This window comes from Streptomyces sp. DvalAA-43 (assembly GCF_900091725.1).
GTDB classification, from domain to species: Bacteria; Actinomycetota; Actinomycetes; order Streptomycetales; family Streptomycetaceae; genus Streptomyces; species Streptomyces pulveraceus.
In genome coordinates this window covers 18,167-43,573 of sequence record NZ_FMBW01000026.1, presented here as the reverse complement: position 1 = coordinate 43,573, position 25,407 = coordinate 18,167, and the positions used below count along the sequence as shown (strand labels likewise).

Below are 25,407 nucleotides of genomic sequence, written 5' to 3'. Positions count from 1 at the left end.
CGCCCGCCCGGCCCGGACGTCAGTCCTGGGCCGGGAAGCGGGCCGCCTTCAGATACTCCGGATTCGGGTCGAGGGCGGCGGCCAGCCGGAAGTGGCGGGCCGCCCGCTCGGTGCGGCCGGAGCGCTCGAAGGTACGGGCCAGCGCGAAGTGCGCGAAGGCGTTGTCCGGTTCACGTTCCAGGACGAGTTCGAATTCCAGCTCGGCGGGGCGCAGCTGGGCGGCGGCGAAGAAGGCACGGGCGCGCAGCAGCCGGGCGGCGGTGTTCTCCGGATGGGCGGCGATCACCGAATCCAGCAGCTTGACCGCGCCCCGTGGGTCGCGCGCCGCCAGCAGGTGTTCGGCCGCGCGGAAGTCGATGACGTCGGTTTCCGGGGTCCTCTCGGGCACGGTGTCGTCCCTCCCTTCCTCACCGGGTCCTCAACGTCCGGCCGGGGTCCGGTATTCCGGGGCGGGGCCGCGGCCCGCACGCCGGGGTCAGCCGGCCGCGGCCCGCCCGGTCAGCTCCGACCAGACCTTGCGGACCTGCGGCTCCAGGTCCGCCAGCGGTCCGTCGTTGTCGATGATCAGATCGGCCACGGCCCGCCGCTGCTCCCGGGTGGCCTGGGCGGCCATCCGGGCGCGGGCCTCTGACTCGGTCATGCCGCGCAGCCGTACCAGCCGGTCGAGCTGGGTCCCGGGGCTCGCGTCCACGACGACGACCAGGTCGTAGAGCGGCGCCAGGCCGTTCTCGGTGAGGAGGGGCACGTCGTGGACGACGACCGAGTCGGGCCCCGCGGCCCGCTCCAGCTCGGCGGAGCGGACGCCGACCAGCGGGTGGACGATGGCGTTGAGGGCGGTGAGCCGGTCGGTGTCGGAGAAGACGATCGAGCCGAGCTTCGGCCGGTCCAGGGTGCCGTCCGCGGTGAGGATGCCGGCGCCGAACTCCTCGACGACGGCCGCGAGCCCGGGTGTCCCCGGCTCGACGACCTCACGGGCGATGCGGTCCGCGTCGATCAGCACGGCTCCGTATCCGGCCAGCAGCCGGGACACCTCACTCTTGCCGGCGCCGATCCCACCGGTCAGGCCCACTTTCAGCATGACCGGCAGCCTAGTACGCACGAGGCGTGGCGGAAGGGGTCGGAGCCTGTCGGATGACCTCCCACCGGGCGGCCGCGCCCTGGCACGCACGCTGTCCGGTCCGAGGTCACCCGACAGCCTCTCAGGCGTCGCCCTCGCGCTCCGCGAGAAACCGCTCGAATTCGAGGCCGATCTCGTCGGCGGACGGCAGATCCACCGGCTCGGCGACCAGATTGCCGCGGGTCTCGGATCCGGCGACCGCGTCGTACTGGTGCTCAAGGCCCTCGACGAGCGAGACGAGCTCCTCGTCGCCCTGGTCGATCTGGCGCGCGATCTCGGTCTGGGTGCGATGCGCCTCCGTGCGCAGCGCATGGGCGACGGTCGGCAGCACCAGGCCGGTCGCGGCCGTGATCGACTCCAGCGCGGTGAGCGCCGCGTCCGGGTACGCGGAGCGGGCGACGTAGTGCGGCACATGGGCGGCGACACCGAGGACGTCGTGTCCGGCCTCCATCAGCCGGTACTCCACCAGGGACTCCGCGGAACCGGGCACCTGCGCCTCGTCGAAGGGGCTGCGGTGGCCGGGCATGAGGTCCGTGCGGTTGCCGTGCGGGGTGATGCCGACGGGGCGGGTGTGCGGGACGCCCATCGGGATCCCGTGGAAATTGACGGCGAGGCGGACGCCGAGGCGCTCGACGATCTGCTCGACGGCGGCGGCGAAACGCTCCCACTCCACATCGGGCTCGGGCCCGGACAGCAGCAGGAAGGGCGCTCCGGTGGCGTCCTGCACGACCCTGACGTCGAGCGTCGGGGTCTCGTAGGCGGCCCAGCGGTCGCGCCGGAAGGTCAGCAGCGGACGCCGTGCGCGGTAGTCGACGAGACGGTCGTGGTCGAACCTGGCCACGACCTGGTGCGGCAGCGTTTCGAGCAGGCCGTCCACGATCTGCTCGCCGGTCTCACCCGCGTCGATGTATCCGTCGAAGTGGTAGAGCATGACCAGGCCGGCCGACTCCTGGGCGAGCGCCATGTCGACGACGGCCAGGCCCTTCGGCTCCCATTCGTACAAACTCTGCGGATCAGGCACGGTTACCGCTCCTCCTCGTGTTCGTCGAGAAGAACGTCCGGCAGGGCACATGCATTCCCGGACTGTGCCCTTTCACCCGCCGGTTCATGCCGGAACATCCGCCGGTTCACGCCGGAACCCGTGCCAACCCCGGGGCGCCGAGACCGCGGTGGGGCGCACGCCCCGCCTTCCAGGACACCGGCGTTGACGTTCATGTCACTGAACGGCCGGGCAGGGAAGCCGAGTTCAGGAGACGGCCGGGGCCGCCGGAGTCCTCGCCGGAGCCCGTCATGAGCCGTCGGCTTCCCGCGCATCACACGGGCGTTCCCCTGTTCACCCGACCCTCCCGGGCAATGGTCCAGACATTGACACGGCCACACCGCGTCCCTACCGTCACTGGGCAGAAAGTTCAGAGACTCGCCCCACATTCATGTACGAGAACCTCGAACTCCTTCGACGGGAAGGCACCCCCATGCGCACCCGCACGCTGCTCCCGGCCCTGCTGGCCACCACGCTCGCCACCGGCGGCCTCGCCCTCGCCTCCGCCACCACGGCCGGCGCGGCGACGGTCATCGATGTGAGCACCGCCGCCCAGCTCAAGTCCGCGCTCACCGCCGCGGCCCCCGGCGACACGATCCGCCTCGCGGACGGCACCTACACCGGCAACTTCAAGGCGACCGTCACCGGCACCGCCTCCGCCCGGATCACCCTCACCGGCTCCGCCAAGGCCGTCCTCACGGCCGGCGGGGGCTACGGGCTGCATCTCGACGGAGCCTCCTACTGGACCGTCAAGGGCATCACCGTCACCGGCGGCCAGAAGGGCATCATGGCCGACACCGCCACCGGCGTCGTCATCGATTCGGTGACCGTGCACGACCTGGACATGGAAGGCGTCCACTTCCGCAAGTCCAGCAAGGACGGCATCATCCGGAACTCACGGATCTACGACACCGGGCACGACGGCCGCGGCATGGGCGAGGGCGTCTACGTCGGCACGGCCGGCGATCTCTCCGACCGGAGCGACCGGGTCCAGATCCTGGACAACACCATCGGCCCGGGGGTCGGCGGCGAGAACGTCGACATCAAGGAGGGCACCACCGGGGCGCGGATCACCGGCAACACCTTCGACGGCAGCGGGCTGACCGGCGCCAACTACGACGACTCCTGGGTCGACGTGAAGGGCAATGACGTCCTGGTCGAGAACAACAAGGGCTCCCGTACGACCAACAACGGCTACGAGACCCACACCCAGCAGAGCGGCTGGGGCTGTGGCACCGTCTTCCGCGACAACACCTCGGACCTGACCGGCGCCAAGGGCGACAAGCGGATCGCCATCAACGTCACCAACTACGGCACCGGCTGCCCGACCACCGTCTACCGCAGCAACACGGTGACCGGCGGCAAGGGCCTGACCAACATCGCCGTCACCCCGTAACCGCCCCTGCGGAAACGAGTGTGGCCCGCTCCCCGGAGGGAGCGGGCCACACTTTCAGCTACTGCGGTCGATCAGCGACCGGAGGGGGTGCAGAGCGTCAGCTCTGGCCGCCCGCCAGCTTCTCGCGCAGGGCAGCCAGGGCCTCGTCCGACGCCAGGGCGCCGGAGTTGTCCGCGGACTCCGAGGAGTACGAGCCGCCACCGCTGCCGCCGGAGGCAGCCGGGGCGCCACCGGCCGGGGCGGCAGCGCCCTCGGCAGCAGCGGCCTCGTCGGCCTCGCGGGACTTGATGACCTGGGCCTGGTGCTGCTCGAAGCGCTGCTGCGCCTCGGCGTACTGCGTCTCCCACGCCTCGCGCTGGGTCTCGTAGCCCTCGAGCCAGTCGTTGGTCTCGGGGTCGAAGCCCTCGGGGTAGATGTAGTTGCCCTGGTCGTCGTAGGACGCGGCCATTCCGTACAGGGTCGGGTCGAACTCGACCGAGGCCGGGTCGGCACCGAAGGACTCGTTGGCCTGCTTCAGCGAGAGGCTGATGCGACGGCGCTCGAGGTCGATGTCGATGACCTTGACGAAGATCTCGTCGTTGACCTGGACGACCTGCTCCGGGATCTCCACGTGGCGCTCGGCCAGCTCGGAGATGTGGACCAGACCCTCGATGCCCTCGTCGACGCGGACGAACGCACCGAACGGAACGAGCTTGGTGACCTTACCGGGAACGACCTGCCCGATCTGGTGCGTACGGGCGAACTGCTGCCACGGGTCTTCCTGCGTCGCCTTGAGCGACAGGGAGACGCGCTCGCGGTCCATGTCGACGTCGAGAACCTCGACGGTGACTTCCTGGCCGACCTCGACAACCTCGGAGGGGTGGTCGATGTGCTTCCAGGAGAGCTCGGAGACGTGCACGAGACCGTCGACGCCGCCGAGGTCCACGAACGCACCGAAGTTGACGATCGAGGAAACGACGCCGGAGCGGACCTGACCCTTCTGCAGGGTCGTGAGGAACGTCTGGCGGACCTCGGACTGGGTCTGCTCCAGCCAGGCACGGCGGGACAGGACCACGTTGTTGCGGTTCTTGTCCAGCTCGATGATCTTGGCCTCGAGCTCCTTGCCCACGTAGGGCTGGAGGTCGCGGACACGGCGCATCTCGACGAGGGAGGCCGGCAGGAAGCCACGGAGGCCGATGTCGAGGATGAGACCACCCTTGACGACCTCGATGACGGTACCGGTGACGATCCCGTCCTCTTCCTTGATCTTCTCGATCGTGCCCCAGGCACGCTCGTACTGAGCGCGCTTCTTGGACAGGATGAGGCGGCCTTCCTTGTCCTCCTTCTGGAGAACCAGGGCCTCGATCTCGTCGCCGACCTTGACGACCTCGTTCGGGTCGACGTCGTGCTTGATCGAAAGCTCGCGGGAGGGGATGACGCCTTCGGTCTTGTAACCGATGTCGAGCAGGACCTCGTCCCGGTCGACCTTCACGATGACGCCGTCGACGATGTCGCCGTCGTTGAAGTACTTGATCGTCTCGTCGATCGCGGCGAGGAAGGCTTCCTCGTTACCGATGTCGTTGACCGCTACCTGCGGGGTGGTGGCGGTGGTCTCGGTGCTGCTCGTCATGTGGGAAAGGGCTCCGGTACGGACAGTGAGTCGTAGGTACTGCTACGCCGGGAGCCCGTATCACCTCTGCAGAAGCCGGACAGCTCGGGAAGCACCGAACCCGCCGGACGGGAGGCGCCTCGTGAACCGAGGGGACATACAACAGACGCGAGCGCGGCCTGCTAGGTCTGAGGCGCGCAGGCTCGCAGCGCAACTTGTAGCATACGGGGGCAGCCGGGCACGGTCAATGCGCGAAGGCGCACACCGGGGGCGCAACGGCTCATATCCGGCACAACTCGTGTTCCCCGAGGCCAGATCGGCCCCGGGAGACATTCCATGGGCACGGGAGCCGTGCCCACAGGTACCCCCAGGTACGTACCGCGTGCGGCGGGGTGAAGGCAAACTACAACGACGGACACGATGAGCCAAGAGATCTACGCGGCCGAACCCGAGGCGACCCGCCGCGACGCGTCGGAGGCCGAGAGCAGCCGGGCCAGTCGCGGCTGGTGGGACCGGAACGCCGACGAGTACCAGAGCGACCACGGCGACTTCCTCGGCGACGACCGCTTCGTCTGGGGTCCGGAGGGCCTGGACGAGGAGGAGGCCGGCCTGCTGGGCCACACCGCGTCGCTGCGGGACCTGGACGTCCTGGAGATCGGCGCGGGCGCCGCCCAGTGCTCGCGCTGGCTCGCCGCGCAGGGCGCCCGCCCGGTGGCCCTGGACCTCTCGCACCGGCAGTTGCAGCACGCGCTGCGGATCGGCGGCGGGGTCCCCCTGGTGGAGGCGGACGCCGGAGTGCTGCCCTTCCGGGACGGCTCCTTCGACCTGGCGTGCTCCGCCTACGGCGCGGTGCCCTTCGTCGCCGACCCCGTGCAGGTCTTCCGCGAGGTGCGCCGGGTGCTCCGCCCCGGGGGCCGCTGGGTCTTCTCGGTGACGCATCCGGTCCGCTGGGCGTTCCCGGACGAGCCGGGACCGGAGGGGCTCTCGGTCGCGGCCTCCTACTTCGACCGCACTCCCTACGTCGAGCAGGACGAGCGGGGCGACGCCGTGTACGTCGAGCACCACCGGACGGTGGGCGACCGGGTGCGGGACGTGGTGGCCGGCGGCTTCCGGCTGGTCGACCTGGTCGAGCCGGAGTGGCCCGCCTGGAACCACCAGGAGTGGGGCGGCTGGTCCCCGCTGCGCGGCAACCTCATCCCCGGCACGGCGATCTTCGTCTGCGAACGGGACTGACCCCGTACCGCCCTCGGGGTACGGGAGCGGAGGCGCACCGTACGAGACTGGGGGCGTGATCCGTACCGATGCCCTGGACCAGTTGCCCGTACGCACCGCTGTGCCCGCCCTGGGGCGGGCACTCGACGACCGCGGGGTCGCGGTGCTGTGCGCGCCGCCCGGCACCGGCAAGACGACCCTCGTACCGCTGGTCCTGGCCGGTCTGACCGGGGACGGGCCGGTGCGCAGGGTGGTGGTGGCCGAGCCCCGGCGGATCGCCGCGCGGGCGGCGGCGCGGCGGATGGCGTGGCTCATCGGCGAGCGGGCCGGCGGCCGGGTGGGGTTCACGGTCCGCGGGGAGCGGGTGGTGGGGCGCGACACGGTGGTGGAGGTGGTGACCACCGGTGTGCTGCTCCAGCGGCTCCAGCGCGACCAGGAGCTGGCCGGGATCGACGCGGTGATCATCGACGAGTGCCACGAGCGTCATCTGGACGCCGACACGGTCGCCGCGTTCCTGCTCGATGTGCGGGAGGCGATCCGGCCCGATCTGCGGCTGGTCGCCGCGTCCGCGACCACGGACGCGCAGGGCTGGGCCCGGCTGCTGGGCGACGCCCCGGTGATCGAGGCGCAGGGGGTCGCGCATCCGGTGGAGGTGGTCTGGGCACCGCCCGCCGTGCCGGTGCGCCCGCCGCACGGGATGCGGGTCGATCCGGCGCTGCTGACGCATGTGGCCGCGACGGTGCGCCGGGCGCTCGCCGAGCGGGACGGCGACGTGCTGTGCTTCCTGCCGGGCGTCGGCGAGATCGGCCGGGTGGCGGGCCAGCTGTCCGGGGCGGCCGCCGAGGTCCTCCAGGTGCACGGGCGGGCCCCGGCGGCGGTGCAGGACGCGGTGCTGGCCGGGTCGTCCGGCGAGGGGCGGCGGGTGGTGCTGGCGACCTCGGTGGCGGAGTCGTCCCTCACCGTGCCCGGAGTACGGGTCGTGGTCGACTCGGGCCTGGCCAGGGAGCCGCGTACCGATCACGCGCGGGGGCTGAGCGCGCTCACGACGGTGCGGGCCTCCCAGGCGGCGGGGCAGCAGCGGGCGGGCCGGGCCGGGCGGGAGGCGCCCGGGACGGTGTACCGGTGCTGGGCGCAGGCCGAGGACGGCAGGCTCGCCCGGTTCCCGTCACCGGAGATCAAGGTCGCGGACCTGGCGGCGTTCGCGTTGCAGGCCGCGTGCTGGGGCGATCCGGACGCGTCGGGGCTGGCGCTGCTCGACCCGCCGCCCGCGGGAGCGATGGGGGCGGCGCGCGAGGTGCTGACGGCGGTCGGCGCGGTGGACGCGGGCGGACGGGTGACCGGCCGGGGCGTACGGATGTCCCGCCTCGGCCTGCATCCCCGGCTGGCGCGGGCGCTGCTGGACGGAGCCGCCGAGGTGGGCGGGCGACGGGCGGCCGAGGTGGTGGCGCTGCTGAGCGAGGAGCCGCCGCGGGAATACGGGGACGACCTGGCGGCCGCGCTGCGTACCGCCCGGCGGGGCGGGGACGGCTACGCGGCGCGGTGGCGGCAGGAGGTCCGGCGGCTGTCCTCGTCGGTGCGGGACGTGGCCGGGGGCTCCGGTCCGGACGACGCGGCCGTCGGTCTGGTGGCCGCGCTGGCGTTCCCGGAGCGGGTGGCACGGGCCCGCGGCGAGGGGGTGTTCCTGATGGCGTCGGGGACGGGCGCGGAGCTGCGGGACGGCTCCGGGCTGCGCAGTGCGCCCTGGCTGGCGGTCGCGGTCGCCGACCGGCCCGCGCACGCGGCGTCCGCACGGGTGCGGCTGGCCGCCGTCATCGACGAGGACACGGCGCGGGCGGCCGCCGGGCATCTGCTGCGCGGCGGCGAGGAGGTCCGCTGGGCCGACGGCGATGTGGTGGCCCGCCGGGTGGAGCGGCTGGGCGCCGTCGAGCTGTCGGCGCGCCCGCTGAAGCAGCCGGCACCCGCGCTGGTGCGCGAGGCGCTGGTGGCGGGTCTGCGGCGCGAAGGGCTCGGGCTGCTGCGCTGGACGCGGGAGAGCGAGCAGTTGCGGGAGCGGCTCGCCTTTCTCCACCGTGAGCTGGGCGCGCCCTGGCCGGATGTGGCGGAGGACGCGCTGCTGGAGCGTACCGAGCAGTGGCTGGAGCCCGAGCTGTCACGGGCCCGGCGGCGCTCCGATCTGGCGCGGATCGACGCGGGGCAGGCGCTGCGGCGGCTGCTGCCGTGGGCGACGGGTGAGGCGGTGCGGCTGGACGAGCTGGCGCCGGAGCGGATCGAGGTGCCGAGCGGTTCCCGGGTCCGGGTGGAGTACGGCGGGGCACAGCCCGTACTCGCGGTGAAGCTCCAGGAGCTGTTCGGTCTGCGGGAGACCCCGAGGGTGGCCGGGGTGCCGGTCCTGGTCCATCTCCTCTCCCCGGCCGGCCGTCCCGCCGCCGTCACCGCGGATCTGGCGTCGTTCTGGCGGGACGGCTACCGGGCCGTGCGGGCGGAGCTGCGCGGCCGCTATCCGAAGCATCCGTGGCCGGAGGATCCGACGACGGTGGAGGCGACGCGGTTCACCAAGGCGCGGCTCAAGCGGGAGTAGGTCCGGGGTCCGGCTCAAGGGGAGTGGATCCAGGCACGGCTCAAGCGGGAGCCGGTCCGGGGTCCGTCGTCCCGGCCGGGCGGCGGGAGCGTGCCTCCAGCCACAGGGCGAGGGCGAGCAGTCCGATGCCGAGGGCCAGGAAGCCCCAGGGCAGGTAGGAGGTGAGCAGCAGGACCAGCAGGCGCTGGGACTTGACCAGGTCGACGATCGATTCGACGTAGTCCGGGCGCATCTTCACATGCCCGGCGAACACGGTCATGGTGTCCTGCGGCATCCCCATCTTCTTGGCGTTGCGCAGCTCCTCCTTGTGGATCTCCTCGCCGTTGACCGGTGCTCCGGTGACGGGGTCCACCCAGAACATCCGCTTGGTGGTGTACCAGCGGGTCATGCCCGTCTTCGCGATCTGTTCCGGGCTGACGCCCTTGATCGGCATCTTCTTCGGCATGGGGACCTTGGTCCACGGGATGGTCTGCTCGAAGTAGTAGACGTCCATGCCGTGGAAGGTGCGGGTGCCCTTGTAGTGGATGGGCGAGCTGGTGCGGGCCTGGGCGTCGAAGTACTCGTAGTCGCGCTTCTGGGTGAGGAAGGGCCACTTGAACTCGATGCCCTCGCGCCGGACCGGGTCGCCGTCGACGGATTCGCCGGTGGCGTGGACGGGGGCCTGGCTGTGGGCGTCGAAGATGTAGCGCTCGGGGATCTCAGAGACCATCTTGCCGTCCGGGCCCACCACGTAGCTGAGGGCGTCCCAGACGACGACGTCGCGGCCGGCGCTGCGTTCGATCTTCTCGGACTCCTCGACGTTGCCCTTGAGGGTCTGCACGATGGTGACCTTGGGGACCTTCTTCACCTTCATGTTGTCGTTGTAGTCGAGGAGGGTGGCGGGCTTCGCCTCCAGCACCGTTTCCTGGTACTGACTGGGCGGGATCTTCGCCAGCCTCGGGAAGGCGTACCAGCGCGTCAGTGGCGACATGGCGGCGAAGAAGACGGCGAATGCCAGGAGTACGAGGCTGGCTCGGCGGCGCATGTGGTGCCCTCCCTCGGCTTCTGCTTTCCGGAACTAGTTCTTGGGGCCCGGGACGGTGGTCAGCAGGGGTTTGGGCGAGGTCTCTCCGGGCGGGGCGCCGATCGCCGTGATGGTGAAGACGAGCGCGAGGGCTGCGGCCAGCCCGATGGCGGCGGCGACGAGAGCACGCATGCCGGTCCTCCCGGAGAGCGCGGATCTGATGGGTCGTCAGGGTCGGGGCACCGTAGCAACGCGGGCGCGAGATGAGAACACGTAGAACAGCCCCTCTGCCGGGTGGCGGCAAAGGGGCTGCTCCGACGTGCGGACGAACGGGGTCAGTCGGCGGGCGTTCCGGGGGTCTCGGACGCCCCGGGGGTCGGGGACGCCCCGGCGGTCTCGACCTTCAGCTCGATGACGAGGGTGGCGCCGCCCTCGGTGGTCAGGCGCAGCTTGTAGGTGCCCTCGGTGTCGTCGGCGTAGATCGTGGGGAGCTTCAGGGTGCCGTCGGCGCCGGTCTTCAGCTCGGTGAGGGTGCGGACCGTCTTGCCGTCGGCGTCCTTGAAGTAGGGGCCCTTGTCGTTCTCGGCCGGCTCGTCGGCGTCGGTGATCATGGTGGCGGTGACGGCGACACCGGCCGCGACCGCGTCCTTGTACGTGGCCTCGACCTCGACGGTGTCGGCGAACTCGGTGCCGGGCGCCGCGGTCAGTGCCTTGTCGTCGGTCCTGGCGATCGCGTCGGCCTGCCGGGCGGTGACGGTCGCGGCGTAGGTGACGGGGGGCAGCGAGCGCCCGGTGGCGGTGGCCCGCACCGTGAACTTGCCGGTCTTCTCGCCCGCTTCCAGCACCGGGGCGGTGACCGTGCCGTCGGTCCCGGTGCGGAGGGTGACCGACTTCTTCCCGCCGTCGAAGGCGGCGTCGGTGTCACCGGTGATGGTGAAGGTCACCGACGCCTTGGCGAGCGGGCCGCCGAGGCCGTTCTTGGCCCGTACCTTGATCCGCTCGGCGAACTCGTCGCCCGCGGTGGCGGTCAGCCGGCCGGTGCCCGCGTTCTCCAGGCCCGCGAGGGTCTGCGCCGGCGGGGTCGTGGGCGGGGTGGTCGGAGGTTTCGTGGGCTTGGTCGGGCCGGTCGATCCGCCGTCACCCGGCTTCGGCGGGTCCGGGCTCGGCTTCGGCTTGTGCGTTCCGGACGGCGAGGGCGACGGATCCGGGTCGCGGTCCGCGCCTCCGCCGAGGCCGGGCGGGAGGGCACCGGTTCCGTCGGGGATCTCGTGGGTGCCGCGGTTGTAGTAGTCGAACCACGAGCGGACGGTACGCAGGTAGGCGTCCGAGTGGTTGTAGCTCAGGACCGCCCGGTCGAGATCCGCGGCGAGCGACAGATCACGGGAGCCGGCGCAGAGGTAGTGCCCGGCGGCGAGCGCCGCGTCGTAGATGTTGTTGGGGTCCTTGCGGCCGTCGCCGTTGCCGTCCTGGCCCCAGGTCGCCCAGGTGGACGGGATGAACTGCATCGGGCCGACGGCACGGTCGTGGGTCGAGTCCCCGTCGTACGCCCCGTTGTCGGTGTCCTTGATCATGGCGAAGCCCCGGCCGTCGAGGACCGGGCCGAGGATCGGCGAGAACGTCGTGCCGTTCGCGTCGACCCGGCCGCCGCGGGCCTGGCCGGACTCGACCTTGCCGATCGCGGCGAGCAGCTGCCAGGGCAGCCGGCAGGCGGCGTCATCGGCGGCGAGGGCCTGTTCGGCCTTCTTGTACGCGGCCAGGATCGAGGCCGGGATGCCGGATTCCGCGCTGCCGGTGACGGGCAGGTTCGTCGAAGTGCCCGGCCTGTCGGGGGTGTTCAGCGGGGGCAGGTCCGTGTAGTACGGCGAGTTGCCGGTGGCCGCGCTGTCGTCGGGCGGCGGTGTGGTCCCGCTGGACTGCTGGTCGCCGCTCTGGGTGACCAGCGATGTGCCGGAGGCCCCCGAGGCGGAGAGCGCCGCCACGACGGCGGCGGCCACAGCGGTCGTGGTCGCCCCCTTGCGAAGTCGGCGACCGAATTGCGCTGCCATAACCTCTGGCCCCTCCCCTTCGACGGCTGTCCACGCTCCCCAGCAGCAGGACTCAGGCGACCCTACGGCAACTTGTGCTGCCGGGACACCGTGCACTGACCGGTTCTTACCTCTTTTTCACGTTCCGGACAGCAAGTTGTAAGGCGGTGGCCGGGCTGATTGCACGTCAACGATCAGGCAGTCGCACAGCCGTGGTCGGGCACGTCGTACGGCCATGGCCGGACGAGTCGTACGGCCGTGGGCAGGCACGTCGTACGGCCGTGGTCGGGCCTGCTGCGGCGGCTCGCGCATACTTGCCGCCATGCCGTTCACACTCAGCCATGCCGCCGCCGTTCTCCCGGGAATGCGGCGGGACGGCACGGCGCGCGGACCGCTGTTCGCCTCGGCCCTCGTCGCGGGCTCCTTCGCCCCCGACATGACGTACTACGCGGACACCGCGATCCCCGGCGCCATGGAGTTCGGGCAGGTCACGCACTCGGTGTGGGGCGTGTTCACGGTCGATGTGCTGATCACCACGGCCGTGGTGGCGCTGTGGCTGCTGCTGCGCGAGCCTCTGGTGGCGCTGCTGCCGGGCCTCTGGCAGGGGCGGGTGCACGCGTTCGTACGGGGGCGGCCGGGCACCCGGGGTGTCCGGGAGGCCGCGGGGTTCGTGCTGTCGGCGGTCGTCGGGGCCGCCACCCATGTCGTCTGGGACGCCTTCACCCACCATGACCGGTGGGGGGTGCGTCTGGTGCCGGTGCTCGACGGGAGCGTCGGCGGACTTCCGGTGTTCCAACTGGTGCAGTACGGCAGTTCGGCGGTGGCCCTGGCCGTGCTCGCCGGGTTCACGGCGTCGGGGCTGCGGCGGACCGGGGAGCGCCCGGTGCCCCCGTCCGTGCCGGTGCTTGACCGCCGGGCACGGTGGTCGGCGGGGGTCCTGCTGGGCGTCTGCGCAACGCTCGGAGTCGTCCACCGGTGCGCACGCTGGTACGCGTACTTCGGGCACGTCGACACCCCGCTGGACATCATCCCGACCGCCTGCTTCGGCGCGGGAGCGGGGCTGGCGGTGGGCCTGGTGCTGTACGGGGCCTGGATGCGGCTGCGGCGACCGCGCACGCCCGCACCCACGGCGGCAGGGCGGGCATAGGGATCCGGGCCGGCACCGGGGGTCCGTCCGGCACCGGGGGTCCGTCCGGCACCGGGGAGGTCCGGTCCGGCACGGACACCGCGGGCGGCCCGGGGGATCCGGACGGAGCCAGGGGCCTCGCGCCCCCGGCCGCCCGGCTCCCCCGGCACCCTCGGCGGGTCAGTGCGCCGCGGACTCCCAGTCCGTACCGACACCCACCGAGACATCCAGTGGGGCACGCAGCTGCACGGCCGTGGACATCTCGCGGCGGAGGATCTCCTCCAGCTGTGCCCGCTCGCCCTCGGCGACCTCCAGCACGATTTCGTCATGGACCTGGAGCAGCATCCGGGACTTCAGCTTCGCCTCGGTCAGCGCCCGGTCGACCTGGAGCATGGCGACCTTGACGATGTCCGCGGCCGTGCCCTGGATCGGTGCGTTGAGCGCCATCCGCTCAGCCATCTCGCGGCGCTGGCGGTTGTCGCTGTTGAGGTCGGGGAGGTAACGGCGGCGGCCGAAGACCGTCTCCGTGTATCCCGTGGCCCTGGCCTCCTCCACCACCCGGTGCAGATAGTCACGCACTCCGCCGAACCGCTCGAAGTAGGTGTCCATCAGGCCGCGCGCCTCGCCCGCCTCGATGTTCAGCTGCTGGGAGAGACCGAACGCGGAGAGCCCGTACGCCAGTCCGTAGCTCATCGCCTTGATCTTGCGGCGCATCTCCGGGTCGACCGCCGACTTGTCGACGCCGAAGACCTGCGAGGCGACCGTGGTGTGCAGGTCCTCGCCGGAGGTGAACGCCTCGATCAGGCCCGCGTCCTCGGAGAGGTGGGCCATCACCCGCAGCTCGATCTGGCTGTAGTCGGCCGTCATCAGCGTCTCGAAGCCCTCGCCGACGACGAAGCCGCGACGGATGGCCCGGCCCTCGTCCGTACGGACCGGGATGTTCTGCAGATTGGGGTCGGTGGAGGAGAGCCGCCCCGTCGCCGCCACTGTCTGGTTGAACGTGGTGTGGATACGGCCGTCCGCCGCGATCGTCTTGATCAGGCCCTCGACCGTGACCCGCAGCTTGGCCTGCTCACGGTGGCGCAGCATGATCACCGGGAGCTCGTGCTCGGTCTGCGCGGCGAGCCAGGCCAGCGCGTCGGCGTCCGTCGTGTACCCGGTCTTCGTCTTCTTCGTCTTGGGAAGGCCCAGCTCGCCGAAGAGGACCTCCTGGAGCTGCTTGGGCGAACCGAGGTTGAACTCACGGCCGACCGCCGCGTGCGCCTCCTTCACCGCCTGCTGCACCGCACCGGCGAACTGCTGCTCCATGCCCTCCAGATGGGCCCGGTCGGCGGCGATGCCGTGCCGCTCCAGCCGGGCCAGCAGCGCGGACGTCGGCAGCTCCATGTCGTGCAGCAGCTCCGCCGCACCGACCTCCGCCAGCCGGGTGGTGAACGCGTCGCCCAGATCCAGGACGGCGCGGGCCTGCGCCATCAAGGACTCGGCCTCGGCCTGGTCGTCCGCGCCGAAGGCCAGCTGCCCGTCGGACGCCGCGGCCGGCGCCAGCTCACGGCCCAGATACTCCACCGCCAGCGCGTCCAGCGCGAAGGAACGACGGCCGGGCTTGACCAGATAGGCCGCCAGCGCGGTGTCCATCGTGACGCCGTCGACCCGCCAGCCGTGCTCGGGGAAGACCCGCATGGCGCTCTTCGCGTTGTGCATGACCTTGGGCCGGGACGCATCGGCGATCCAGGCGGCGAACGCCTGCTCGTCGCCCTCGTCGAGCTGGGCCGGGTCGAACCAGGCCGCCGCACCGTCCGCCGCGGCCAGCGCGATCTCGGTGACCGTGCCGCTGCCCACCGCCCAGGTGTCGACCGTGGCCACACCGAGCGGCTGCCCGCCGTGCCCGGCCAGCCAGGGCGCCAGCTCGCCCGCGCCCAGTACCACACCGTCCAGCTCGACGCCCGCGGCGGGCGCCGGGGCCTCGTCCTCGGCCGCGCCCGGGTCCACGGCCAGCAGCCGCTCGCGCAGGCTCGGATTGCGGATCTCCAGGACATCCAGCACACCCGTCACCGCCGTGCGGTCGTACGGCGCGCGCGCCAGGTCCTCGGGGGTCTTCGGCAACTCCACGTCACGGACCATCTCGGTCAGCCTGCGGTTCAGCCGCACCGCGTCCAGGTGGTCCCGGAAATTCTGGCCCGCCTTGCCCTTGACCTCCTCGGCCCGCTCGACCAGCTCGTCGAACGAACCGAACTGATTGATCCACTTCGCGGCCGTCTTCTCACCGACACCGGGAATGCCCGGAAGGTTGTCCGACGGGTCACCGCGCAGCGCCGCGAAATCCGGGTACTGCTGCGGCGTGAGCCCGTACTTCTCCTCGACCTTCGCCGGGGTGAAACGCGTCAGCTCCGAGACGCCCTTGGTCGGGTACAGCACCGTGACGTTGTCCGTGATCAGCTGGAACGAATCCCGGTCACCGGTGACGATCAGCACCTCGAAACCGGCCGCCTCGGCCTGCGTGGCCAGCGTGGCGATGACGTCGTCCGCCTCGAAACCGTCGACCGCGAAACGGTCCGCGCGCATCGCGTCCAGCAGCTCGCCGATCAGCTCGACCTGCCCCTTGAACTCGTCCGGGGTCTTCGAGCGATTCGCCTTGTACTCCGGGAACTCCTGAGCGCGCCAGGTCTTGCGGGACACGTCGAACGCCACCGCGAAATGCGTCGGCGCCTCATCACGCAGCGTGTTCGCGAGCATCGACGCGAAGCCGTACACCGCGTTCGTCGGCTGCCCCGACCCTGTCGTGAAATTCTCCGCAGGCAGCGCAAAGAACGCCCGGTACGCCAGGGAGTGCCCGTCCATCAGGAGCAGGCGCGGTCGGTTGTCTGCCGTCTTCTTCGATGCCGTCTCAGCCACGCCCCCGATCCTGCCACGGACCACTGACATTCCCGACCGACCCGGCTCGCCGCCCTTCCGCCCGGCGCCGCGTGACAGGATCGTAAGAAGAAAGAAGAACGAGGAACACGGACAGCCACGACGCGCACCGCGCAGCTACGCAGCCGGCCCGAGGAGGAGCACACCATGGCCACCAAGCCGCCCACCGGTGACCCGGTCCAGGACGCGCCGCACATCGAGCCGCCCCAGCACGCCGCCGCCGGACTGCCCGCCGTCGCCCACAGCCTGCGCATCGCCCAGCAGCAGATGGGCGTCCGGCGCACCGCGCAGACCCTCCTCAAGGTCAACCAGAAGAACGGCTTCGACTGCCCCGGCTGCGCCTGGCCCGAGGGCGACGAACGGCACACCGCCGAATTCTGCGAGAACGGCGCCAAGGCCGTCGCCGAAGAGGCCACCCTGCGCCGGGCCACCCCCGACTTCTTCGCCGCGCACCCCCTCCCCGACCTCGCCACCCGCAGCGGGTACTGGCTGGGCCAGCAGGGGCGGATCACCCAGCCGATGTACCTCCCCGAGGGCGCCTCCCGGTACGAGGCGGTGACCTGGGAACGCGCCTTCGCCATCATCGCCGAGGAGCTGAACGCCCTCGCCTCCCCCGACGAGGCCCTCTTCTACACCTCGGGCCGCACCAGCAACGAGGCCGCGTTCCTGCTCCAGCTCTTCGCCCGCGAATTCGGCACCAACAACCTCCCCGACTGCTCCAACATGTGCCACGAGTCCTCCGGCTCGGCGCTGACGGAGACCATCGGCATCGGCAAGGGCAGCGTCTCCCTGGAGGACCTCCACCAGGCGGACCTGATCATCGTCGCCGGACAGAACCCCGGCACCAACCACCCCCGCATGCTCTCCGCCCTGGAGAAGGCGAAATCCGCGGGCGCGAAGATCATTTCGGTGAACCCGCTCCCCGAGGCCGGCCTGGAACGGTTCAAGAACCCCCAGACCCCCCTCGGCATGATCAAGGGCGCCCCGCTCAACGACCTCTTCCTCCAGATCCGGATCGGCGGCGACCAGGCCCTCTTCCGGCTCCTGAACAAAATGATCCTGGACACCGAGGGCGCCGTCGACGAGACCTTCGTACGCGACCACACCCACGGCTACGAGGAATTCGCCACCGCCGCCCGCGAGGCCGACTGGGAAGAGACCCTCACCGCCACCGGCCTCGACCGCGCGGCCATCGAAGAAGCCCTGGCCATGGTCCTCGCCTCGAAGCGCACCATCGTCTGCTGGGCCATGGGCCTCACCCAGCACAAGCACTCCGTGCCCACCATCCGCGAAGTCGTCAACTTCCTGCTGCTGCGCGGCAACATCGGCCGCCCCGGCGCCGGCGTCTGCCCCGTCCGCGGCCACTCCAACGTCCAGGGCGACCGCACCATGGGCATCTTCGAACGCCCCGCCCCCGCCTTCCTCGACGCCCTCGACCGGGAATTCGGCATCACCTCACCACGCCACCACGGCTACGACGTCGTCCGCTCCATCCAGGCCCTGCGCGACGGCGACGCCAAGGTCTTCTTCGCCATGGGCGGCAACTTCGTCGCCGCCACCCCCGACACCGACGTCACCGAGGCCGCGATGCGCCGCGCCCGCCTCACCGTGCACGTCTCCACCAAACTCAACCGCTCGCACGCCGTGACCGGCACCCGCGCACTGATCCTCCCCACCCTGGGACGCACCGACAAGGACGTCCAGGCGGGCGGCAAGCAGTTCGTCACCGTCGAGGACTCCATGAGCATGGTCCACGCCTCACGCGGCAACCTCACCCCCGCCGGCCCCCACCTGCTCTCCGAACCCGCCATCATCGCCCGCCTCGCCCGAGCCGTCCTCGGCCCCCGATCGGCCACCCCCTGGGAAGGGTTCGAGAAGGACTACGCGACGATCCGCGACCGCATCTCCCGCGTCGTCCCCGGCTTCGAGGACTTCAACGCCCGCGTCGCACAACCCGGCGGCTTCACCCTCCCGCACGCCCCCCGCGACGAACGCCGCTTCCCCACCGCCACCGGCAAGGCCAACTTCACCGCCGCCCCCGTCGAGTACCCCGAACTCCCCGAAGGCAGACTGCTGTTGCAGACCCTGCGCTCCCACGACCAGTACAACACCACCATCTACGGCCTCGACGACCGCTACCGCGGCATCAAGGGCGGCCGCCGCGTCGTCCTGGTCAACCCCGACGACGCCCACGCCCTCGGCCTGCCCGACGGCGCGTACACCGACCTCGTCAGCGAATGGAAGGACGGCGTGGAACGCCGCGCCCCCGGCTTCCGCATCGTCCACTACCCGACCGCCCGGGGCTGCGCCGCCGCCTACTACCCGGAGACCAATGTGCTGGTCCCCCTCGGCTCCACCGCCGACACCAGCAACACCCCGGCCAGCAAGTCCGTCGTCATCCGCTTCGAGAACACCGCCGCATGACCCGACCCCCAGGGCCCGTCCGGCCCTGATCCTCCGGCCGGGGCCTAAGCGTCCGCTCAGTCGTCTGATAAGAACAACCCACACGGAAACGAAGCCGTGAACCACCGCAGACGATCGGAGCCGGCCCATGGGCGAGCACACCACACCCACGTTCCCCCAGGAGATCATCGACGAGTACGCCGCACTCGGCGTCGACCTGCCCGCCCTCTTCTCCGCCGGCCACCTCGGCGAACGCATGGGCGTCACCATCGTCGAAGCCTCCGCGGACCGCGTCGTCGGCACCATGCCCGTCGAAGGCAACACCCAGCCCTACGGACTGCTCCACGGCGGCGCCTCCGCCGTCCTCGCCGAAACCCTCGGCTCCATCGGCTCCATGCTCCACGGCGGCGCCGGCAAGCTCGCCGTCGGCGTCGACCTGAACTGCACCCACCACCGCGGCGTCCGCAGCGGACTCGTCACCGGCGTCGCCACCCCCGTACACCGCGGCCGCTCCACCGCCACGTACGAGATCACCATCACCGACGAACAGGACAAGCGGGTCTGCACCGCACGCCTCACCTGCATGCTCCGTGACACCCCCCGGCCCGACGCCGCCTGACCGACCCACAACACACCGCACGCACCGCGACACCCCTGCCCGGCCGGAACACAATCCGGCCGGGCAGCGTCATATCCAGCCACAACCACCCACCCACGCCTACGGATTGACAGCCGAACACCCCAACTTCCTTGACCGGAAACCCTGTTGCGCACCACCCCCGGCACCCGAACCACACCCACCCCGCACCCCACGCACACAACACCGCGTCGACCACACCACCCCCGACCTCACACTGCGTAACCAACGGCCGGTCCACGGAAACCCCCCGCACGACCCCGCCGAACCGCCCCCACCACCACCGCACACCCCAACAGCCTGCGCACACCCCACCCCGCACCCCACCAGGCGACAGCACCAAGATCTACCCAAGCCCCTTAGCAGAGCTGCAAGTTCTCAGAATGCGGTCACTTCACCATCCAGCAAAAAACCGTACATGTCAGCACAGCCACCTCAAGCCTTCCTCAACGGCATAACAAGACAGTCACATCCTGCGGCGGACCCATCCCCGACCCCCACACCTACGCCTAGAGTCACCGCCAGTCACCGCGCCGCCGGGCGCGTCTGCAGCACGGCCCTGTACCAACCAGTACGGCCCGGCGAACGACACGGCACCTCAAGCAGAGGAGGCCGCGCCAGGGAAAGGACCTTTCGTGCGACACCGTTCTTTGCTCATACTCACCACCGTGCTCACCACCGGAGCACTGACCCTCACCGCCTGCGGGTCGCGCGACGACAACAAGAAGAGCAGCGACAGCGGCGGCACCCAGACCGTCGTCATCGGCGTCGACGCGCCCATCACCGGCGACCTCTCCGCCCTCGGCCTCGGCATCAAGAACTCCGCCGACCTCGCCGCCAGGACGGCCAACAAGGAAAACACCGTCCCCGGCATCAAATTCGAGGTCAAGCCGCTCGACGACCAGGCACAGCCCTCCGTAGGCCAGCAGAACGCCCAGAAGTTCATCGACGACGACACCGTCCTCGGCGTCGTCGGCCCCCTGAACTCCGGCGTCTCCCAGTCGATGCAGAAGCCCCTCAACGACGCCAGCCTCACCCAGGTCTCCCCCGCCAACACCGGCACCGAACTCACCCAGGGCGAGAACTGGAAGACCGGCGACAAGAAGCGCCCCTTCAAGACCTACTTCCGCACCGCCACCACGGACCAGATCCAGGGCGCCTTCGCGGCGAAGTACCTCTTCAACAACGCGAAGATCAAGCAGGTCTACCTCATCGACGACCAGAAGCCCTACGGCGCCGGTCTCGCCGCGTCCTTCAAGAACACCTTCACCACCCTCGGCGGCAAGATCGTCGGCGCCGACCACGTCAACCCCGACGACCGCGACTTCAACGCCGTCGTCACCAAGGTCAAGAAGTCCGGCGCCAAGGCCGTCTACTACGGCGGCGAATACCCCGCCGGCGCACCCCTGAGCCAGCAGCTCAAGGACAGCGTCCAGATCCCCCTCATGGGCGGCGACGGCATGTACAGCGCCGACTTCATCAAGCTCAACAAGAAGGCCCAGGGCGACATCGCCACCTCCGTCGGCAAGCCCGTCGAAGAACTCGACTCCGCCAAGAAGTTCATCGCCGACTACAAGACCGCCGGATACAAGGACGCCTACGAGGCCTACGGCGGCGGCACCTACGACGCCACCTGGTCGATCATCGAAGCCGTCAAGATCGCCGTCGCCGACAACGGCGGCAAGCTCCCCACCGGCGACGACGCCCGCGCCAAGGTCCTCGCAGCCATGGCCAAGGTCAAGTTCGACGGCGTCACCGGCCCCGTCTCCTTCGACGAATACGGCGACACCACCAACACCATGATGACCGCCTACCAGGTCAACGGCGGCAAGTGGACCTCCAAGCTCAGCGAGGCCTACAAGCCGTAACGAACCCCCCGGGCCACGCCTGACCCGCACCAGACCGCGCGGGAGCGCCACCAGCCCTCCCGCGCGGTGCCATATCCGAACCACTCCACGGAGGCCCTGCGGTGAACGAACTGCCGCAACAGCTGGCCAATGGACTCATCCTCGGCGCGATGTACGGACTCATCGCGATCGGCTACACGATGGTCTACGGAATCATCCAGCTCATCAACTTCGCCCACGGCGAGATCTTCATGATCGGAGGCTTCGGAGCTCTCACCGTGTACCTCTGGATGCCGGCCGGTGTCTCCCTCCTCGCAATCATCCCACTCATGATCATCGGCGGCGTCATATGCTCCGTCGCCGTCAGCACAGCCGCCGAACGCTTCGCCTACCGGCCCCTGCGCAACGCCCCCAGACTGGCCCCGCTCATCACCGCGATCGGACTCTCCCTCGCACTCCAGCAGGCCATCTGGAAGTGGTACCCCGACGCCAAGAAGGACCGCTCCTTCCCCCAGTTCAAGGGCGAAGCGATCGACATCTTCGGCGCCCACATCCAACGCGGTGACCTCTTCGTCCTCATCACGGCACCCATCTGCATGATCGCCCTCGGCCTCTTCGTCTCCAAGACCCGCTCCGGCCGCGGCATGCAAGCCACCAGCCAGGACCCCGACACCGCCAAACTCATGGGCATCAACACCGACCGCATCATCGTCATGGCCTTCGCCATCGGTGCCGCGTTCGCCGCCGTCGCCGCCGTCGCCTACGGGCTCAAGAACGGCCAGATCGGCTTCAAAATGGGCTTCATCATGGGCCTCAAAGCCTTCACCGCAGCCGTACTCGGCGGCATCGGCAACATCTACGGCGCCATGCTCGGCGGCGTCGTACTCGGCATCGCCGAATCCCTCGCCACCGGCTACATGAGCAACGTCCCCGGCATGGAACTCTTCGGCGGCGGCGCCTGGAAGGACGTATGGGCCTTCGTCCTCCTCATCATCGTCCTCCTCCTCCGCCCCCAGGGCCTGCTCGGCGAACGCGTCGCGGATCGGGCGTGATACGGATGACCACCAACCACACCACACCCGCCCCCTTCCTGCCGATCCCCGCCCCCGCGGCCCGCATCGGCACCGCCGCAGGCGCGACCCTCGCCCTCATCGGCACCTTCCTCGCCTGGACCTGGACCGACCAATTCCCCGGCGACCTCACCGTCACCGGCTACCCCGGCGGCCTCCAGGTCCTCACCCTCATCAGCGCCGCACTCACCCTGCTCCTCGCCCTCTCCGGGTACGGCATCCGAGGCCTGCGCTGGCTCACCCCCGGCGGCACCAACAGCCCCGTCCGCCTCCTCGCCCTCGGCACCCTCGGCACCACCGGCTACACCATCGGCGCCATCGCCTACGACCTCGGCGGCATCGTCAACCTCGAACCCGGCGCCTGGGTCAGCGGCATCGGCGCACTCATCGCCGCCCTCACCGCACTCGGACTCCCCGGCGACCAACCACACACCGACACCCGAGCCACCGCCTGGCAACGCTTCCGCAACAGCCTCGGCGCCCCCCAGGCCCCCCGCCCCAAAGCCCTCCCCTCCTGGGCCGAAATCCTCATCATCGTCGCCGCGTTCGGCATCGGCCTCTACGTCTTCGCCTACGGCATCGACACCGACTACACCGAACTCTTCATCGGCTTCCTCATCACCACCGGCTTCGCCTTCACCGCACTCCACCGAGCCGGACTCGTCTCCCGCCTCACCGCGCTGACCACGAAGCACCGCAACATCACCCTCGCCGCAGCCCTCGTCGCCGCCGTCTGCTTCCCCTTCACCCAGCAGAAAGAGGAATACGCGCTCATCGGCGCCAACATCCTCATCTTCGGCACCGTCGCACTCGGCCTCAACGTCGTCGTAGGCCTCGCCGGCCTCCTCGACCTCGGATACGTCGCCTTCCTCGGCGTCGGCGCCTACGCCGCCGCCCTGGTCTCCGGCTCCACCATGTCCGCCATCGGCGTCGAATTCCCCTTCTGGGCCGCCGTCCTCACCGGCGCCGGAGCATCACTCGTCTTCGGCGTACTCATCGGCGCACCCACCCTCCGACTCCGCGGCGACTACCTCGCCATCGTCACCCTCGGCTTCGGAGAAATCTTCCGCCTCACCGTCAACAACCTCAACGGCAACAGCGGACCCGACCTCACCAACGGCTCCCAAGGCATCCCCAGCATCCCCGACCTCAACTTCTTCGGATTCGACTTCGGCCTCAAGCACAACATCCTCGGCTTCGACCTCGGCAGGTCCGCCAACTACTACCTGCTGATGCTCGTCTTCACCGCCGTCGTCGTCCTCGTCTTCCGCCGCTCCGGAGAATCCCGCATCGGCCGCGCCTGGGTCGCCATCCGCGAAGACGAAACCGCGGCCACCGCCATGGGCATCAACGCCTTCCGGCTCAAACTGCTCGCCTTCGCCCTCGGCGCCACCCTCGCCGGACTCGCCGGAACCGTCCAGGCACACGTCAACTACACCGTCACACCCGAGCAGTACCAGTTCGCCGGCTCCGTACCCCCCAACTCCGCCTTCCTCCTCGCCGCCGTCATCCTCGGCGGCATGGGAACCCTCAGCGGACCCCTCGTCGGCGCCGCACTGCTCTACCTCATCCCGGCCAAACTCCAGTTCATGCAGGACTACCAGCTCTTCCTCTTCGGCATCGCACTCATCCTCCTGATGCGCGTGCGCCCCGAAGGACTGGTCGCCGACCGCAGGAAGCAACTCGAATTCCACGAGAACGACCAGCCCGACGTACCGGAACCACGGCAGTCCGAAGAAACCGGCGCCGGCATCGCCAAGGCGGGGGCGTGAACACCATGACCACCACCAAGACCCCCACCACCGTCCTCGACGCCAACGGCGTCACTATGCGCTTCGGCGGCCTCACCGCCGTACGCGACGTCGACCTCACCGTCAACACCGGCGAGATCGTCGGCCTCATCGGCCCCAACGGAGCCGGCAAGACCACCTTCTTCAACTGCCTCACCGGCCTCTACGTCCCCACCGAGGGCAAGGTCAGCTACAAAGGCACCGTCCTGCCGCCCAAGCCCCACCTCGTCACCCAGGCAGGCATCGCCCGCACCTTCCAGAACATCCGGCTCTTCGCCAACATGTCCGTCCTGGAAAACGTCCTCGTCGGACGCCACACCAGGACCAAGGAAGGCCTCTGGTCCGCCCTGCTGCGCCTCCCCGGCTTCACCAAGGCCGAGAACGCCAGCCGCGAACGCGCCATGGAACTCCTGGAGTTCATCGGCCTGGCCGACAAGGCCGACCACCTCGCGCGCAACCTCCCCTACGGAGACCAGCGCAAGCTGGAAATCGCCCGCGCACTCGCCAGCGACCCCGGACTCCTCCTCCTCGACGAGCCCACCGCCGGCATGAACCCGCAGGAAACCCGCGTCACCGAAGAACTCATCTTCGCCATCCGCGACCAGGGCATCGCCGTCCTCGTCATCGAGCACGACATGAGGTTCATCTTCAACCTCTGCGACCGCGTCGCCGTCCTCGTCCAGGGCGAAAAGCTCGTAGAAGGCACCCCCGACATCGTCCAGAGCGACGAACGCGTCGTCGCCGCCTACCTAGGCACCCCCTTCGAAGGCGCCCCCGGCGCCGAAGAAGCCGCCGAGGTCGAAGCCGCCGAGGCCAGCACCGCCAAAGCCACGGCCGCCACGGACGCCGACAGCAACACCAGCACCAGCACCGAGGAGGAGGACACCCGATGACCGCACTGCTAGAGGTCGAGGACCTCCGCGTCGCCTACGGCAAGATCGAAGCCGTCAAGGGCATCTCCTTCACCGTCGAGGCCGGCCAGGTCGTCACCCTCATCGGCACCAACGGCGCCGGCAAGACCACCACCCTGCGCACCCTCTCCGGCCTGCTCAAACCGGTCAGCGGCCGCATCGTCTTCGACGGCAAACCCCTCACCGACGTCCCCGCACACAAGGTCGTCTCCCTGGGCCTCGCCCACTCCCCCGAGGGCCGCCACATCTTCCCCCGGCTCACCATCACCGAGAACCTCCAGCTCGGCGCCTACCTCCGCAACGACAAGGCAGGCATCGAGAAGGACATCCAGCGCGCCTACGACCTCTTCCCCATCCTCGGGGAACGCCGCAAGCAGGCCGCCGGAACCCTCTCGGGCGGCGAACAGCAGATGCTCGCCATGGGCAGGGCCCTCATGTGCCAGCCCAAACTCCTGATGCTCGACGAACCCTCCATGGGCCTCTCCCCGATCATGATGCAGAAGATCATGGAGACCATCGTCGAACTCAAGGCCCAGGGCACCACCATCCTGCTCGTCGAGCAGAACGCCCAGGCCGCACTCTCCCTCGCGGACCACGGCCACGTCATGGAGGTCGGCAAGATCGTCCTCTCCGGCACCGGCGCGGACCTCCTCCACGACGAATCCGTCCGCAAGGCCTACCTCGGCGAGGACTGACGCACACGAGAAAGGCCCGCGCCCCGGACATCTCCGGGACGCGGGCCCTCTCCATGCCCGG

General features: G+C 70.1%; 19 protein-coding genes. 11 read left to right on the top strand and 8 right to left on the bottom strand.

The window, feature by feature from the left end:
• Nucleotides 1-19 precede the first annotated feature (19 nt).
• From GA0115234_RS05055 to GA0115234_RS05045, 3 genes are all read right to left on the bottom strand, one after another.
• Nucleotides 20-388, bottom strand: a complete 369-nt coding sequence (locus GA0115234_RS05055) for a tetratricopeptide repeat protein (RefSeq protein ID WP_093539631.1) — start codon at nucleotides 386-388, stop codon at nucleotides 20-22.
• Between the two features lie 87 nt (nucleotides 389-475).
• Nucleotides 476-1,078: a dephospho-CoA kinase gene (coaE, locus tag GA0115234_RS05050; protein ID WP_093539630.1), complete on the bottom strand. Its 603-nt coding sequence runs from the start codon at nucleotides 1,076-1,078 to the stop codon at nucleotides 476-478.
• Nucleotides 1,079-1,199: 121 nt separating this feature from the next.
• Entirely contained in the window at nucleotides 1,200-2,138 is a 939-nt protein-coding gene (locus GA0115234_RS05045) for a PAC2 family protein (RefSeq protein ID WP_176729076.1), read from the bottom strand.
• A gap of 451 nt (nucleotides 2,139-2,589) precedes the next feature.
• Between GA0115234_RS05045 and GA0115234_RS05040 the strand changes: the two genes are divergently transcribed.
• Nucleotides 2,590-3,552, top strand: coding sequence for a right-handed parallel beta-helix repeat-containing protein (locus GA0115234_RS05040; protein ID WP_093539628.1), 963 nt, complete (start codon nucleotides 2,590-2,592; stop codon nucleotides 3,550-3,552).
• 97 nt (nucleotides 3,553-3,649) lie between these two features.
• On the opposite strand, the gene rpsA is transcribed toward GA0115234_RS05040, so the two are convergent.
• The gene (gene rpsA, locus GA0115234_RS05035; protein ID WP_072483117.1) at nucleotides 3,650-5,161 is read right to left on the bottom strand and encodes a 30S ribosomal protein S1; all 1,512 of its coding nucleotides are present in this window, start codon (nucleotides 5,159-5,161) and stop codon (nucleotides 3,650-3,652) included.
• Nucleotides 5,162-5,560: 399 nt separating this feature from the next.
• Between rpsA and GA0115234_RS05030 the strand changes: the two genes are divergently transcribed.
• Both GA0115234_RS05030 and hrpB read left to right on the top strand, forming a co-directional pair.
• Nucleotides 5,561-6,373, top strand: a complete 813-nt coding sequence (locus tag GA0115234_RS05030; RefSeq protein WP_093539627.1) for a class I SAM-dependent methyltransferase — start codon at nucleotides 5,561-5,563, stop codon at nucleotides 6,371-6,373.
• A gap of 55 nt (nucleotides 6,374-6,428) precedes the next feature.
• Nucleotides 6,429-8,930 carry an ATP-dependent helicase HrpB gene (hrpB, locus tag GA0115234_RS05025; protein ID WP_093539626.1) on the top strand — a complete coding sequence of 834 codons (2,502 nt, stop codon included), beginning with the start codon at nucleotides 6,429-6,431 and terminating at the stop codon, nucleotides 8,928-8,930.
• A 40-nt stretch (nucleotides 8,931-8,970) separates the two neighbouring features.
• Here the strand turns inward: hrpB and GA0115234_RS05020 are convergent, their stop codons facing one another.
• From GA0115234_RS05020 to GA0115234_RS05015, 3 genes are all read right to left on the bottom strand, one after another.
• Nucleotides 8,971-9,954: a DUF3068 domain-containing protein gene (locus GA0115234_RS05020; protein ID WP_093539625.1), complete on the bottom strand. Its 984-nt coding sequence runs from the start codon at nucleotides 9,952-9,954 to the stop codon at nucleotides 8,971-8,973.
• A 33-nt stretch (nucleotides 9,955-9,987) separates the two neighbouring features.
• The gene (locus GA0115234_RS41310) at nucleotides 9,988-10,125 is read right to left on the bottom strand and encodes an SPW_0924 family protein (RefSeq protein ID WP_107405773.1); all 138 of its coding nucleotides are present in this window, start codon (nucleotides 10,123-10,125) and stop codon (nucleotides 9,988-9,990) included.
• Between the two features lie 143 nt (nucleotides 10,126-10,268).
• Nucleotides 10,269-11,978 (bottom strand): lytic transglycosylase domain-containing protein, encoded by a 1,710-nt coding sequence (locus GA0115234_RS05015; RefSeq protein ID WP_093539624.1) that lies wholly within the window; start codon nucleotides 11,976-11,978, stop codon nucleotides 10,269-10,271.
• 301 nt (nucleotides 11,979-12,279) lie between these two features.
• Here GA0115234_RS05015 and GA0115234_RS05010 point away from each other — a divergent pair, with 301 nt between their 5' ends.
• Nucleotides 12,280-13,104 (top strand): DUF4184 family protein, encoded by an 825-nt coding sequence (locus GA0115234_RS05010; RefSeq protein ID WP_093539623.1) that lies wholly within the window; start codon nucleotides 12,280-12,282, stop codon nucleotides 13,102-13,104.
• 159 nt (nucleotides 13,105-13,263) lie between these two features.
• Here GA0115234_RS05010 and polA read toward each other — a convergent pair whose 3' ends face one another.
• The gene (gene polA / locus GA0115234_RS05005) at nucleotides 13,264-15,975 is read right to left on the bottom strand and encodes a DNA polymerase I (RefSeq protein WP_093539622.1); all 2,712 of its coding nucleotides are present in this window, start codon (nucleotides 15,973-15,975) and stop codon (nucleotides 13,264-13,266) included.
• A gap of 165 nt (nucleotides 15,976-16,140) precedes the next feature.
• Here polA and GA0115234_RS05000 point away from each other — a divergent pair, with 165 nt between their 5' ends.
• The 7 genes from GA0115234_RS05000 to GA0115234_RS04970 all read left to right on the top strand — a co-directional run bounded on the left by GA0115234_RS05000 (nucleotide 16,141) and on the right by GA0115234_RS04970 (nucleotide 25,346).
• Nucleotides 16,141-18,417 carry an FdhF/YdeP family oxidoreductase gene (locus tag GA0115234_RS05000; RefSeq protein ID WP_093539621.1) on the top strand — a complete coding sequence of 759 codons (2,277 nt, stop codon included), beginning with the start codon at nucleotides 16,141-16,143 and terminating at the stop codon, nucleotides 18,415-18,417.
• A gap of 127 nt (nucleotides 18,418-18,544) precedes the next feature.
• Entirely contained in the window at nucleotides 18,545-19,015 is a 471-nt protein-coding gene (locus GA0115234_RS04995) for a PaaI family thioesterase (protein WP_093539620.1), read from the top strand.
• A 668-nt stretch (nucleotides 19,016-19,683) separates the two neighbouring features.
• Nucleotides 19,684-20,901, top strand: coding sequence for a branched-chain amino acid ABC transporter substrate-binding protein (locus tag GA0115234_RS04990; RefSeq protein ID WP_093539619.1), 1,218 nt, complete (start codon nucleotides 19,684-19,686; stop codon nucleotides 20,899-20,901).
• Nucleotides 20,902-21,002: 101 nt separating this feature from the next.
• Nucleotides 21,003-21,932, top strand: coding sequence for a branched-chain amino acid ABC transporter permease (locus GA0115234_RS04985; RefSeq protein WP_093539618.1), 930 nt, complete (start codon nucleotides 21,003-21,005; stop codon nucleotides 21,930-21,932).
• A 5-nt stretch (nucleotides 21,933-21,937) separates the two neighbouring features.
• Nucleotides 21,938-23,722, top strand: a complete 1,785-nt coding sequence (locus tag GA0115234_RS04980; RefSeq protein ID WP_093539788.1) for a branched-chain amino acid ABC transporter permease — start codon at nucleotides 21,938-21,940, stop codon at nucleotides 23,720-23,722.
• A complete protein-coding gene (locus GA0115234_RS04975; protein WP_093539617.1) occupies nucleotides 23,719-24,633 on the top strand; it encodes an ABC transporter ATP-binding protein in 915 nt (304 codons plus the stop codon). Before GA0115234_RS04980 ends, GA0115234_RS04975 begins: the two co-directional genes overlap by 4 nt.
• Nucleotides 24,630-25,346, top strand: a complete 717-nt coding sequence (locus GA0115234_RS04970) for an ABC transporter ATP-binding protein (RefSeq protein ID WP_093539616.1) — start codon at nucleotides 24,630-24,632, stop codon at nucleotides 25,344-25,346. Before GA0115234_RS04975 ends, GA0115234_RS04970 begins: the two co-directional genes overlap by 4 nt.
• Nucleotides 25,347-25,407: the final 61 nt, after the last annotated feature.